This window comes from Geodermatophilus aquaeductus, assembly GCF_900182545.1.
Taxonomy (GTDB): Bacteria; Actinomycetota; Actinomycetes; order Mycobacteriales; family Geodermatophilaceae; genus Geodermatophilus; species Geodermatophilus aquaeductus.
In genome coordinates this window covers 402,788-415,223 of sequence record NZ_FXTJ01000002.1, presented here as the reverse complement: position 1 = coordinate 415,223, position 12,436 = coordinate 402,788, and the positions used below count along the sequence as shown (strand labels likewise).

The following is a 12,436-nucleotide window of genomic DNA, read 5'->3' as shown; positions in this document are numbered from 1 at the left end:
CCGGTGGAGACGGTGCTGCCACACGAGCCGCCATCCGCGCGCGGGAGGCCGGTTCTCCCTGGAGACGACGACGGCCGGGCCCGCCCTGAGGCGGACCCGGCCGGGTCGGTGCGTTGTCGAGATGTGCCGAACGGGTTACAGCGCCCTGTCGATGAAGGCGGCCACCGGGCGGGGGCGGTAGGCCATGCGCGCGGCGACGTCGCGTTGGCGCTGGGACTGGGTGATGCGCTCGACGAGCTCCTCGGCGACGGCGAGCTGGTGCTGCAGCAGCCGCGCGGCCCGCTCGCGCAGGTCCGTGGGCACCGGGCCCAGCACCGACGGCGGCGTCCAGTCGGCCATGCGCCGGCCCCACGCGGCGATCTCCTCCGCGCGGTTGCCGCGGATGGAGCGCTCGGCGTCGAGGACCTCGACCTCCATCTCCTCGAGGACGGTGGTCCACTCCGCGCGGCGCTGCTCGTCGGCGGAGTGCGCCGCGGTCATGCGGTGCCCGCCGCGGTGCCCGCCGCCAGGCTCAGGGCGGCCTGCCGCCAGGCGTCGCGCAGCGGCTCGACGACCTTGAGGCAGGAGGCGATCCGGCCGGCGTCCTGCTTGACCATCGCCTGATTGAGCTCGGCGATCAGCCAGTTGTAGAGCGCGGCGAGGCGGGGGCCGCCCTCCCAGGCGTCGACCCGCAGGCTGCCGAGCAGCTCGAAGACGATCTCCTGGGCGTGGCGGACCTGCTCGCGCGCGTCGCTGCGGCGGCCCGCGGCCAGTGCCGTCTGCGCGCGCTCGAGGTCGAGGGCGAGGCGGTCGTAGAGCATCACCAGCACCTGCTGCGGCGAGGCGGTGGCCACGGCGTCGCCGAGGTAGCGGGAGCGGAGGGAGGCGGCGGTCATCGGGAGCTCCTGGATCGGGGTCGGGGGAGCGGGCGGATCAGGAGGTGCGGGATCAGGAGGAGGACGAGGGCAGCGAGGCCAGCTGGCCGGAGAGCCAGGAGGACTGGTTCCGCAGCGAGTTGAGCGCGGTCTCCATCGCGGTGAACTGCTTGGTCAGGGCGGCCTTGCGGGCGGCCAGGCGCAGGTCCCAGTCGGCGATCCGGCCCTCGAGGTCGGTCGCGAGGGCGTCGCGGCCCTTGGCCAGCAGGGTCAGCGAGCCGGTCGTGGAGTCGGTGACCTGCTTGGCCAGCACCTGCATGCGGGCGGCGACGCCGTCGGGGCCGCCGTCGGTGGAGACGCCGGCGAACACCTCCCGCACCTTGGCGGGGTCGGCCTGCAGCTTGGTCAGGAAGGTGTCCTTGGTGAAGGACACCTTCCCGTCGCGGGTGAGCTGGACGCCGAAGGTGCCGGGGGAGCCGAGGCCCGCGACGACGTCGGACACGGCCGTGAGCACCTGGTCGGTGAGCCGCCGCAGGTTGCTGTCGCCGCGCAGGCTGGCGGTGGACTCCGCGCCGTTGGCGGACTCCCGCTCGATCTCGGTGAGCGCGGCGTTGGCGGCGTCGACGAAGGCCTGCACCTTGGCGGCGACGGCGTCGGGGTCGGGCTGGACGTCGATGGTCACCGGGGTCGTGCTCTTCGCGCTGACCGTGAGCGTGCCGCCGGGGATCAGGCCGGTGAAGGTGTTGGTGCTCGAGGTGACGCTCAGCGGCGAGGCCGCGTCGCCGAGGGTGATCTTGGCGTCCGTGCCCTGGCGCAGCGGGTCGAAGTCACCGCTGAGCGAGAAGGCGGCGTCCTTGCCGGTGGCCTTGGCGCTGACCTGCAGCGTGTACTGGCCCGGCGAGGTCTGCAGGACGGTGGCGTTGAGGCCGAGGGCGCTCTTGTTGATGGCGGCCGCGGTGTCGGTGAGCGAGCCGGAGCCGACGACGATGGTGCCCTTGACGGTGGTGCCGTCGGGTCCGTAGACGGTCAGGTCGCCGTACGCGCCGGCCGTCGTGGTCGAGGACTGCGTCGTGCCGCCCACCAGGGCGTGGGCGGTGGCGACCTCGTTGACGGTGAAGGTGACCGAGCCGGGCTGCGGCGTGCCGGTGACGGCGACGGCGACGGCGGTGCTCGAGCTGGTCGCCTTCGCGGCGGTCCAGGTGGCGTCCTTGCCGAGGTTCTCCGCGGCCGAGCGCAGCGCGTCGATCTTCGTGTTGATCCCGCGGTAGGCCGCGGCGGCGTCCTTCGTCTCGCTCAGCCGGGTCTTGAGCTGGGTCTGGACGGTCCCCTCGGCGGCGACGAGCTGGGAGATCAGGCTCGTGGTGTCCAGGCCGGAGACCAGGCCGTCGACGCTCAGGCTCGCCATCGTCGTGCCTCCTGGGGCGGGGTCGGGTGGGGCGGGTGTGACAGCCCCCGGGTGTGCAGTGAGGGGGGAGGCCTGGGCCTCCCCCCTCACCGGGTGGTGCTGGTGGTGCTAGGTGCTACGAGCCAGGTCAGCCCAGCAGCTGCAGGACGCCCTGCGAACTCTGGTTCGCCTGTGCCAGCATCGCCGTGCCGGCCTGCGACAGGATCTGCGACCGGGTGAAGGACACCATCTCCTGGGCCATGTCGGTGTCGCGGATGCGGCTCTCCGACGCGGTCAGGTTCTCGACGGTGGCGTTCAGGTTGTTGATCTTGTGCTCGAGGCGGTTCTGCACGGCACCGAGCGCGGCGCGCTGCTCGGAGACCTTGCCGATGGCGGTGCCGATGGCGCTGATCGCGGCCGAGGCACCCGACGCCGTCGCGATGGAGCCGGAGGCGCCGAGCGACGAGGCCTGCATGCTCGAGATGCTCACGGAGAGCGTCTCGCCGGCGTTCGACCCGACCTGGAAGGCCTTGGACGAGTAGGAGCCGCTGAGCAGGTTGGTGCCGTTGAAGGTGGTCTTGCTGGCGATGTCGTCCAGCTCGTCCTTCAGCGCCGAGAACTCGGCATCGGCCTTGGCCTTGTCGGTGTCGCTGAGGGCACCGTCGTTGGCCGCCTGCACCGCGAGGTCGCGCATGCGCTGCAGGATCGAGTGCGTCTCGGTGAGAGCGCCCTCAGCGGTCTGGACGACCGAGATGCCGTCCTGGGCGTTGCGGACGGCGACCTTGAGGCCACCGATCTGCGAGCGCAGGCCCTCGGAGATGGCCAGACCGGCCGCGTCGTCGGCGGCGCGGTTGATGCGCAGGCCGCTGGAGAGCTTCTCCAGGGACTTGCTCATCGCCCCGTCGGTCGTCGACAGGTTCCGGTAGGCGTTGAACGCGGCGATGTTGTTGTTGACGCGCAGACCCATGGTGTTCCTCCTTGGAATCGGGCCGTTCGGTTTCCGCTGCATCCGTGCTGCGGTCGTGCACACGGGTCTACGGCCGGGCCGGTCCCGACCTTGAGGCGAACGCGGCACTTTTCTCCGTCGGCGTCCCCCGGCCGGGGTGCAGCCGGACCGGGGCGCGACGGACGGGTGTGACGGGCGGGGCGCCCGGCGGCGTGTCCCGGGAGCGCGGGGGACGGCGGCGCGACGCCGCCGGGATCGTGGAGCGGCCCGGGGGAGACGTCCGGAACCGGACGCCCCTGACCCTCAGTCCCCCCGCCCGGCCGGCCCCGCCGCCGGGCCCCGCGACCCAGCGCTCCCGTGGAGCGCGGTGAGGACGTGCCCTCCCATGAAGGTGCTGCTGACCACGACCGTGTTCACCGGCTCGCTCTACCACCGCATGGCCGAGCCGGCCCGGGCCGTGCAGGAGGCCGGCCTGGACGTCGAGGTGACCGTCCAGCGCGGCCTGAAGACGGTCATGGCCCCCGACCCGGCGAACCCGGACGGGCCGCTGGTGGTCCGCGAGGTCGACGCCCAGGGCGCCGACGTCGTCGTCCTCCAGCTGCCCAAGACCCGCGAGATGCTCGACTGCCTGCGGCTGCTGCAGGCGCAGGGCGTCGCCGTCGTCGTCGAGATCGACGACCACCTGACCGCCCTGCCGCCGGGCCACCAGGGCCACGAGGTCCTCGTGCGCCGCGGTGTCGGGCGGATCGCCGAGGCGATCGCCCGCGAGGCGGACTTCCTCACCTGCTCCACGCCCAACCTCCTGCAGTTCGCGCCCCGCGGGCGCGGCATGGTCGTCCCGAACGCCATCCCGCGCCGCACCGCCGAGCTGCCGCCGGCCTACGAGCGCGAGCCCGACGTCGTGACCGTCGGCTGGGCGGGCACCGTCGGCAGCCACCCGTACGACCTGCAGGAGATGGGCACCGGCATGCAGCAGGCGCTCGACCGCACGGCCGGTCGCAGCCGGCTGGCGATCCTGGGCCAGGCCGGCAACGCCCAGGAGCTGCTCCGGCTGACCGACGCGCCGGTCGAGATCCCCTGGGTCATGGACGTCGACGGCTACGCGGCCGCCCTCGGCGAGCGGTTCGACGTCGGCATCGCGCCGCTGCGCCTGGACACCTTCAACGCCTGCAAGAGCTGGCTGAAGGTGCTCGAGTACTCCGCGCGCGGCGTGTTCTCCGTGCGCTCGCCCAGCCCCGAGTACGAGCGCCTCGGTCTGGGGTACCGCGCCAAGCGCCCGCGCGACTGGGCCACCGCCCTCACCCGCGCCGTCGAGGACCCCGACTGGCGCCGCGAGCAGGCCGCCACCGCGCGCGAGGTGGTCCTGGCCCGCCACCTCACCGAGCACACCGCCGAGCTGTGGCTCTCGGCCTGGCAGAAGGCGCGCGACGTGCGCTCCCGGGCCGACCGCATCGGCGCCTGAGGACGCGCGGACGACAGAGGGGCGGAGCTCGTACGAGCTCCGCCCCTCTGTCGTCGTGAGCAGGTGCGGTCAGGCCGCCTGCTGCCGGCCGCGCAGCGCCAGGACCTGCGCGTACAGCTCGTCGCGCTCGCCCCGGACGGCCCGGCGGAAGGTCTCCTGCTGGTCCCAGTAGCCGGCGGGGTCGGCCTGCACGGCGGCCACGCGGCGGGCCAGCTCGCCGGAGTGCACGTCGGCGTCGTCGAAGCGGAAGAAGTCGGGGACGGGGAAGTCCTCGGCGAACAGCCCCGCGCCGGCCCTGCGCACGAAGACGATCGAGCCGCTCACGGCCGCCTCGCGCGGCAGCCGGTCCTTGCCCGGCAGGTGGCCGAAGTCGACGTAGACCGACGTCCGGCGCAGCAGGTCGACGATCTGCGCCTTGGTCATCCCCTGGATGGGGACCGCGCGGTGCTCGGGGTGGCCGGCGAAGAAGGCCGCGGACAGGTCGGCGCCCTTGACCGGGTTGTAGGCGATGCCGGCCTCGGGGCCGGGGCCCTGCGGCTCGTGGGAGGTGAACTCCGGCGTCGTGTAGTCGAACAGCGGCATGCTGGTGCGCACGCCGTGCCCGCGCAGGAAGTCGGCGGCGTACTCGCTCTGGTGGAAGTGCCGCAGCGAGGTGGCGGCCATGAGCGCGCGCAGCTCAACCGGGTTGTGCGTGACGTGCACGTTGTCCACCGACAGCCACCAGACGGCGACGCTCGCGCCGGCGAGGGCGCGGTGGCTGGAGGCGTAGACCTCGGGGAGCACGAAGAGGTGGTGGCGCCGCAGCAGCGCGCCGGTGCACACCCGCGGCTCGTACTGCTCGTAGACCCGCAGGCAGGGGTTGTCCGCCGGCGGCGTCGTCGTCACCCGGCCGTTGGCGATGGTCACGTTGGCCTCGCCCAGGTAGAGGATGTCGCTGCGCACCCCCTGCTGGTTGAGGACCTGGCTGGCCTGGTGGATCGCCTCCGGCCCGCCGGTCGGCTGGATCGGGCAGACGAAGGTCACGCGCTTGGCGTGCTTGATGCTCATCGGGGGTCCTCTCGGCGGCCGGCGGCTCAGGCCGGGCGGGCGACGCCGTACCGCAGCGCGGTGGCCTGGGTGGTGGCGCGCGCGGGTGCCGGCCGCGGCGCGGGGATGGTCGACAGGGGGCGCTCGGCCGGTGCGCGGCCGGTGACCCGCTCGACGTAGAGCCGCTGCTGGTTGCGGGCGCGCACGCCGCCGTCGGCGGGCACCGACCGGCCCTCCCACACCTCGCTCATCGCCGCGTGCAGCAGCGTCAGCGCGCGAGCGCGCATCTGCGAGACGCGCGAGAGCGTGACGCCGAGGTCGGCGGCGATGTCGGTGAGGGACTCTCCGCCGAAGAAGTTGCGCTCCACGACCTCGTCGAGCCGGTCGGGCAGCGCGCGGATGGCGTCCTGCAGGTACCGCGCCCGCTCGCCGCGCAGCACCGCCCGCTCCGGGGACTCGCCGGGGTCGGGCAGGTCCAGCGTGCCGCCCTCGCCGCCGGCCTCGGCGTCGATGCTGACCATGACGGCGCGGTGGACGTCGACCTGCAGCGCGTCGAGCTCCTCGCGGCGCACGCCCAGGCTCTCGGCGAGCTCCTCGCGCGTCGGCGGGCGGCCCAGCCGGATGGTCAGCGCGTCGGCCGCGGCGTCGGTGCGGCGGGCGGCCGCGCGCACCGAGCGGCTGGCCCAGTCACCCGAGCGCAGCTCGTCGAGGACGGCGCCCTGCAGGCGGGGGAGGGCGTAGGTGGCGAACGTGGCGCCGGCCGACGGGTCGAACCGGCGGGCCACCTCGACCAGCGCCACCTTCGCGCAGGACAGCAGGTCCTCGCGGCTGACGTGGCCGGGCAGGGAGATCCGCGAGGCCACCGCGTTCACGGCGAAGGAGCAGAGCGGGAGGTGCTCGGTGACGATCGCCTCGACCTCCGCCTCCGAGCGCACGGCCTCGGACCGCACGGCGGTGGGCTGCGGGGGAGCGGGGCGCGCGGGGACCGTGCGGTCGGTCACCGGGGAGCGGGCTGCTGGCACGGTCCCTTACTCGGCAGGGACCCCGGCGTCCGGGACGCACAACTCCTGCCAATCCTGGGAACTCGGCTTGAGGGCCGCTTGCCCGGTGCCGACCGTCTGACCGCGATGGCACTGACCGCGACGGCGCGGACGGCGGGGTGCCCCGCCGGGACACGAGGGAGGCGGTGGCGGACGTGGACTTCCAGCACCTGTCGACGCTGCTGTGGCGCGAGCAGGAGCTGCTCGACCTGCTGCTGTTCAAGGCAGAGGAGAAGCAGTACCTGATCCTGTCGGGCAAGACGCGCTGGCTGGCCCGGATCGCGCACGAGATCGAGGTGGTCCTCGACCAGCTGCGCGTCCTCGAGGTCGAGCGCGCCGCCGCCACCGAGGCGATCGCCGTCCGGCTGGGCACCGGGGTCAACCCGTCGCTGCGGCAGCTGGCCGACGCCGCGCCGCCGCCGTGGAACGACCTGCTCGCCAAGCACCACGAGGCGCTGCTGGTCCTCGTCACCGACCTGCGCAGCCTCTCCGACGCCAACCGGGAGCTCATCGAGGGCGGCCTCGCCGCCATCGGCGACGCGCTGCTGTCGGTGCGCCAGCCCTCGGCCGGCACCTACGGCGCCACCGGCCGTTCCGAGCACGGGTCCTCCCGTGCCGTCACCCTGGACGGAGCCCTGTGAGCACCTTCAGTGGCCTGAACACGGCGTCGACGGCGCTGTGGGCCGCCCAGCGCGGCCTCGACGTCACCGGCCAGAACATCGCCAACGTCAACACCGCCGGCTACTCCCGCCAGCGCGTCGAGCAGACCGCCATGGGCGGCACCGCTGTCCCGGCGATCCACTCGGTCAGCACCGCGGTCGACGGCGGCGTGGACTCCGACAGGGTGCAGCGCGTCCGCGACGCCTTCCTCGAGGCGCGGGCCCAGCTGGAGACCGCCACCACCTCGCGGCTGACCGCCGAGGCCGACGCGCTGTCGCAGGTGGAGGACGCGTTCCGCGAGCCCAGCGACAACGGGCTGCAGAGCATGCTCTCCGACGTGTGGGCCGGCTTCTCCGACCTGTCGGACAGCCCGCTGACGCTCGCCTCGCGCAGCCAGGTCCTCGAGCGGCTCGACGTCCTCGCCGACGGCATCCGCACCACCCGCGCGGCGCTGGACCAGCAGTGGGACCAGACCCGCGACGGCCTGCAGGCGCTGGTCTCCGACGTCAACACCGCCGCCGCCTCGGTCGCCGAGCTCAACGGGGCGATCCGCCAGGCGACGCTGTCCGGCCTCCCGGTCAACGAGCTCTCCGACCGCCGCGACGCGCTCGTCCTGCAGCTGTCGCAGACCATCGGCGCCGCGGGCGTCCCGCGGGCCGACGGCGTCGTCGACGTGACCGTCGGCGGCACCAGCCTCGTGGCCGGCACGACCGTGACCGGCGTCCGGCTGGCCGGCAGCGACAACCCCGACGGCATCGGCTCCGACGCCCCGCGGCTGGTCACCCAGCCCGGCGGCTCGACGCTGCGCACCGGCGGCACCGCCGCGGGCCAGCTCACCGCGCTGACCCGGACGGTCCCGGGCTACCGCACGCAACTCGACGAGTTCGCCCGCTCGGTGGCCACGACGTTCAACACGGCGCACACCTCCGGCTACGACCTCGACGGCGTGAAGGGCCAGGCGCTGTTCGACGACGGCGCCGGCGGCACCGCGGTCACCGCGGCGAACCTGACCCTCCGCGCGCTCACCCCCCAGCAGGTCGCGGCGGCGCGCACCGCCCCGGGCGCGACCGGCGGCAAGCCGTCGGCCGACGGCGACAACGCCGACGCCTTCTTCCAGCTGAGCCTCGACCCGGCCGGCCTCGACGCGGGCTACCGCCGGCTCGTGGTGGCCCTGGGCGTCGAGTCCTCGGTCGCCTCGCGCAACGTCGAGGTCCAGTCGGTGGTGTCCGGGCAGGTCGAGGCCGACCGCGAGTCGGTCTCCGGTGTCAGCCTCGACGAGGAGATGACGAACATGATGTCGTTCCAGCACGCCTACAGCGCCGCCGCCCGCATGGTGAGCGCGATCGACCAGGCGCTGGACACCCTGATCAGCCGCACCGGCATCGTGGGTCGGTGACCGGGATGCGCATCACGCAGAAGGCGATCTCGCAGACGGCCCTGCAGGGGCTCAACCGCAACCTCACCGAGCTGGGCAAGCTCCAGGAGCAGCTCACCTCGGGCAAGGTGGTCAGCCGGCCGTCGGACTCGCCGACCGCCGTCAACCGGTCGATGCAGATCCGCAAGGACCAGGCCGCCACGGCCCAGCACGCGCGCAACATCTCCGACGCCCAGAGCTGGATGGAGACGACCGACACCGCGCTGACCTCGATGGTCGCGCAGGTGCGCCGCGTGCGGGACCTGACGGTCCAGGCCGCCAACGACGGCGCCATGACCACCGAGGCCCGCACCGCCATCTCCGCCGAGGTGGCGGCGCTGCGCGACAGCCTGCTCGGCCTGGCCAACGAGAACGTCGACGGCCGCCCCGTCTTCGGCGGTGCCACCAGCGGGACCAAGGCCTACGAGGCCGACGGCACCTGGGTCGGCGTCGGCAGCGCCGACGGCACCGGCGTCGTCCCGATCAAGCGGCGGATCTCCAACGACGAGCAGGTCCGCATCGACACCACCGGGCCCGAGGCCTTCGGCCCGCCCGGCAGCGACCTGTTCACCGTCGTCGGGAAGATCGCCGCCGACGTCGGTGCCGGCGTCTCGGTGCAGGACGACCTCACCGACCTCGACGCCGCCATCGACCGGCTGCTCACCGCCGCCTCGACCGTCGGTGCCCGCGCCGCGCGCGTCGACAACGCCGCGCAGGTCAACACCGACCGGTCGCTGGCCCTGAAGAAGCAGCTGACCAACGTCGAGGACGTCGACCTGCCGAAGACGATCATGCAGCTGCAGTTCCAGCAGACCGGCTACCAGGCGGCGTTGCAGGCGACCGCCCAGGTCATCCAGCCCTCGCTCGCGGACTTCCTGCGGTGACGCTCGCCCCCGTCGTCACCCTGCCGCTGCTGGGCATGGTGTCCCCGCTGCCCGGCTTCCCCGAGTACCGGGACTACGTGCTCGTCACCGCCGACGGCGACGGCCTGCTGTTCTGGCTGCAGTCCCTGGACGCCGACGGTCCGCGGTTCCTGGCCATCGCCCCGGCCCGGTACTTCCCGGACTACGACCCCGTCCTGCCCGCGGCCGCGCTCGCCGAGCTCGGCCTGGACGACCCGGCCTGCGCCCAGTTCTTCTGCCTGGTCACCGTGCCGGCCGAGGGGCCGGCGGCCGCGACGGCGAACCTGCGCGCGCCGATCGTGGTGGACCCGGCCACGTGGCGGGCCACCCAGGTCGTCCTGCCCGACAGCCGTCATCCCATCCGGCGCCCACTGCGCCGATAAGGGGAGAGGACGGCGCCCGCCGTCCTGGCCCGCTCCGGCGGGCACGCCACGGAGGCCGTACACACACCCATGGAGGGGTACCCGTGCTCACACTGACCCGCAGCGTCGGCGAGACGATCCGCATCGGCGACGACATCGAGGTGCACGTCGTCGAGGTCCGCGGCGGCACCGTCCGGCTCGGCTTCAAGGCCCCCCGCGAGGTGACCATCCACCGCGAGGAGGTCTACCGCCAGATCGCCGAGGCCAACCTGCTCGCGGCCCAGGTCACCGCCGACACGCTCGGCGCCCTCGCCGCCTTCGCGCCGCAGGCCGACACGGGGACCCCCGCCCCGGGTGCCCCCGCGCCGCGTGTCTCCGCGGCCGGCGAGCGGGCCGCCTCGCCGGAGGCGCCGGCGCGCTGACGACACGCCACCGACGGCGGGTCCGCGGCTCGGCAACACTCGCCGATGCGCGGACCCGCCCGACCTGGGCGGCCCCTCCTCCGGGCAGAACCTGACGAAGGTCGCCGCTCAGATTGCACAGGGCACGGCGAGTTGTGTGCCCGTCACCGTCCGCTCATGCGCCAGAGTTGCCCCCGAGCACGACACAGGGGGCGATGAGGATGCAGCACAGCGTTACGGCACAGACCCAGCAGGCCGACGAGACCGTCGTCGTCCACGTCCAGCTGCGGCCGCGTCGCGGGTCGACCCGGCGCTGCCTGGCCGAGCTGGCCGCGCTCGCCGCCGCGCACCCCGCGGTCGCCTTCTCGGTCACCGGCCTGGGCAAGGACGAGCGCGTCGTCCGCGTCACCGTCGGCGTCGAACTGGGGCCGCGCGAGGCGATCGCGCGCTTCTCCCCGCAGGCGCAGGCCGCCTACACCTTCGTCAGTGACCTCTTCACGGTCCTGTACGACCACATGCCGGTCTACACCGCCGAGCCCGCCGCCGCCGAGCGCGCCGCCGCCGAGGTCCTCCTGCAGGCCGGCCTCGACCGCGACGTCGACGTCGCCGTGCCCGCGTCCCTGCTCGCCGCCGTCTGACGAAGGACCCTCCTGCCCCCCCACCCCTCGCTGACGCTCGGGGCGGGCCCCTGCAGGAGGGCCGTTCCAGCGCTTCACCGCGCCGTCGCCTTCCCCGCGATCGACCAGGAGCACCCGTGACCTCCGCAGTGCAGTCCTCCCCGTCCGACCAGCCGGCCGAGGCCGGCACCCGCGCACCGCTGGTCTTCGGGGGCATCCCCGAGGCCGAGGGCTTCGCGCGGGTCCCGATCACCGCGCGCGACCGGGTGCACTTCCGCGTCGACCGCGACCTCCCGCTGGCCGAGTTCCGGGCCGACCTGCCCGACGGCGTGACCGTCAGCCACGACGAGGGCGAGGGCCTCTACCGGGTCGACGGCCCGTGCGGCCAGGGCCAGGTGCTCGCCGACTGGATCCGCGCCTGGTGCGCCGGCCGCGACTGCACCACCGTGGGCCTGCGCGCGGAGGCCGGCGTCCGCCGCCGCGCGCCGCGCGACCTGCCGCCGGCCTTCCTCGAGGACCTGTGCCGGCACTACCAGCCGCTGAGCCTCAAGCGGCTGCAGCGCAACATGAGCACGATCCGGCTGCACCTGCCCGACCCCGACGACCTCGGTCAGCAGGTCGCCGAGTGGATCCTCAAGGCGGTCGGCCAGTACGACGAGACCAAGGGCGTCCCGTTCGGCGCCTTCCTCGCCACCCAGCTGTCCAAGTGGGTGCACGACCTGGGCCGCAACGCCCACGGCCGCACCGCCGCCGACACCGAGAACCGGCAGCAGAAGGCGATCGCCGCGTTCCAGGCCGAGCACCAGCGCCGGCCCACCGAGCGCGAGCTGGCCGCCTACATGGGGCAGAGCGTGGCCACGCTGCGGCGCAACTCGCAGACCGTCGCCACCCTCAACGGGCTGCGCAACCTGCAGTCGCTCGACGGCGGCCCGGACGCCACCGAGGTGCTGCTGCCGGACTCGCACGAGGCGCCCGACCAGATCATGGACGAGGCCGACCAGACGCTGCTCTCGCACGCGCTGACCGCCGCCTGCGCGCCGGACCCGACCGCCGCGCGCAGCCAGCGGGCCGCGCAGCCCAACGTCCTGGGGTGGGCGACCTGGTACCTGACCACCTGGGGCAGGCAGACCAAGACGCAGGTCTCGGCCGACCTCGGCACGTCGGTGCGCAACATGAACGTGCACGCCGACCGGGTCGAGCGGGCGCTGAAGGACCGGCTCGCCGAGTTGTCCGAGTGACGTCCCGGTAAAACGGAACGCAGCAGTCCCGCGCCGACGGGTCCATCCGGGCGCGGACCTGCCGATATCGAGGGCGTGACCGCGAGTCCCCGCCGCCCCGCCGCTCCCGGCGCCGGGCAGCCGGGACCGG

14 protein-coding genes are annotated in these 12,436 nt (G+C 73.9%); 8 read left to right on the top strand and 6 right to left on the bottom strand.

Annotation, left to right across the window (positions count from 1 at the left end; translation table 11 throughout):
• Positions 1-135: 135 nt before the first annotated feature.
• From FN207_RS07125 to FN207_RS07110, 4 genes are all read right to left on the bottom strand, one after another.
• Entirely contained in the window at positions 136-480 is a 345-nt protein-coding gene (locus tag FN207_RS07125) for a hypothetical protein (protein WP_142457614.1), read from the bottom strand.
• The gene (gene fliS, locus FN207_RS07120) at positions 477-875 is read right to left on the bottom strand and encodes a flagellar export chaperone FliS (RefSeq protein WP_142457613.1); all 399 of its coding nucleotides are present in this window, start codon (positions 873-875) and stop codon (positions 477-479) included. Before fliS ends, FN207_RS07125 begins: the two co-directional genes overlap by 4 nt.
• Positions 876-927: 52 nt before the next feature.
• Positions 928-2,259, bottom strand: a complete 1,332-nt coding sequence (gene fliD / locus FN207_RS07115) for a flagellar filament capping protein FliD (RefSeq protein ID WP_142457612.1) — start codon at positions 2,257-2,259, stop codon at positions 928-930.
• Between the two features lie 127 nt (positions 2,260-2,386).
• Complete coding sequence (locus FN207_RS07110) at positions 2,387-3,205, bottom strand: flagellin N-terminal helical domain-containing protein (protein WP_142457611.1); 819 nt, start codon at positions 3,203-3,205, stop codon at positions 2,387-2,389.
• Positions 3,206-3,569: 364 nt separating this feature from the next.
• On the opposite strand from FN207_RS07110, the gene FN207_RS07105 reads away from it, so the two are divergent.
• Positions 3,570-4,646, top strand: coding sequence for a glycosyltransferase family protein (locus tag FN207_RS07105; RefSeq protein ID WP_142457610.1), 1,077 nt, complete (start codon positions 3,570-3,572; stop codon positions 4,644-4,646).
• Positions 4,647-4,715: 69 nt separating this feature from the next.
• Here FN207_RS07105 and FN207_RS07100 read toward each other — a convergent pair whose 3' ends face one another.
• Positions 4,716-5,693: a hypothetical protein gene (locus FN207_RS07100; protein ID WP_142457609.1), complete on the bottom strand. Its 978-nt coding sequence runs from the start codon at positions 5,691-5,693 to the stop codon at positions 4,716-4,718.
• 26 nt (positions 5,694-5,719) lie between these two features.
• Positions 5,720-6,673 (bottom strand): sigma-70 family RNA polymerase sigma factor, encoded by a 954-nt coding sequence (locus FN207_RS07095; RefSeq protein ID WP_246065841.1) that lies wholly within the window; start codon positions 6,671-6,673, stop codon positions 5,720-5,722.
• Positions 6,674-6,858: 185 nt separating this feature from the next.
• Between FN207_RS07095 and FN207_RS07090 the strand changes: the two genes are divergently transcribed.
• The 7 genes from FN207_RS07090 to FN207_RS07060 all read left to right on the top strand — a co-directional run bounded on the left by FN207_RS07090 (position 6,859) and on the right by FN207_RS07060 (position 12,306).
• The gene (locus tag FN207_RS07090; protein WP_246065840.1) at positions 6,859-7,353 is read left to right on the top strand and encodes a flagellar protein FlgN; all 495 of its coding nucleotides are present in this window, start codon (positions 6,859-6,861) and stop codon (positions 7,351-7,353) included.
• Complete coding sequence (flgK, locus tag FN207_RS07085; protein ID WP_142457607.1) at positions 7,350-8,768, top strand: flagellar hook-associated protein FlgK; 1,419 nt, start codon at positions 7,350-7,352, stop codon at positions 8,766-8,768. Before FN207_RS07090 ends, flgK begins: the two co-directional genes overlap by 4 nt.
• A gap of 5 nt (positions 8,769-8,773) precedes the next feature.
• Positions 8,774-9,670, top strand: a complete 897-nt coding sequence (gene flgL, locus FN207_RS07080) for a flagellar hook-associated protein FlgL (RefSeq protein WP_142458129.1) — start codon at positions 8,774-8,776, stop codon at positions 9,668-9,670.
• Complete coding sequence (fliW, locus tag FN207_RS07075; RefSeq protein ID WP_142457606.1) at positions 9,667-10,071, top strand: flagellar assembly protein FliW; 405 nt, start codon at positions 9,667-9,669, stop codon at positions 10,069-10,071. Before flgL ends, fliW begins: the two co-directional genes overlap by 4 nt.
• Positions 10,072-10,154: 83 nt before the next feature.
• Complete coding sequence (gene csrA / locus FN207_RS27500; protein ID WP_281282132.1) at positions 10,155-10,472, top strand: carbon storage regulator CsrA; 318 nt, start codon at positions 10,155-10,157, stop codon at positions 10,470-10,472.
• A 200-nt stretch (positions 10,473-10,672) separates the two neighbouring features.
• Positions 10,673-11,089, top strand: coding sequence for a hypothetical protein (locus FN207_RS07065; protein ID WP_246065839.1), 417 nt, complete (start codon positions 10,673-10,675; stop codon positions 11,087-11,089).
• A 116-nt stretch (positions 11,090-11,205) separates the two neighbouring features.
• On the top strand, positions 11,206-12,306 hold the full coding sequence (locus tag FN207_RS07060; protein ID WP_246065838.1) for a sigma-70 family RNA polymerase sigma factor: 1,101 nt from the start codon (positions 11,206-11,208) through the stop codon (positions 12,304-12,306).
• Positions 12,307-12,436 lie beyond the last annotated feature (130 nt).

What these genes read in the sequence shown, in the direction of transcription:
- FN207_RS07125 (WP_142457614.1), bottom strand. Translation starts at nt 480, where the DNA reads ATGACCGCGGCGCACTCCGCCGACGAGCAGCGCCGCGCGGAGTGGACC.
- fliS (WP_142457613.1), bottom strand. Translation starts at nt 875, where the DNA reads ATGACCGCCGCCTCCCTCCGCTCCCGCTACCTCGGCGACGCCGTGGCC.
- fliD (WP_142457612.1), bottom strand. Translation starts at nt 2,259, where the DNA reads ATGGCGAGCCTGAGCGTCGACGGCCTGGTCTCCGGCCTGGACACCACG.
- FN207_RS07110 (WP_142457611.1), bottom strand. Translation starts at nt 3,205, where the DNA reads ATGGGTCTGCGCGTCAACAACAACATCGCCGCGTTCAACGCCTACCGG.
- FN207_RS07105 (WP_142457610.1), top strand. Translation starts at nt 3,570, where the DNA reads ATGAAGGTGCTGCTGACCACGACCGTGTTCACCGGCTCGCTCTACCAC.
- FN207_RS07100 (WP_142457609.1), bottom strand. Translation starts at nt 5,693, where the DNA reads ATGAGCATCAAGCACGCCAAGCGCGTGACCTTCGTCTGCCCGATCCAG.
- flgL (WP_142458129.1), top strand. Translation starts at nt 8,774, where the DNA reads ATGCGCATCACGCAGAAGGCGATCTCGCAGACGGCCCTGCAGGGGCTC.
- FN207_RS07065 (WP_246065839.1), top strand. Translation starts at nt 10,673, where the DNA reads ATGCAGCACAGCGTTACGGCACAGACCCAGCAGGCCGACGAGACCGTC.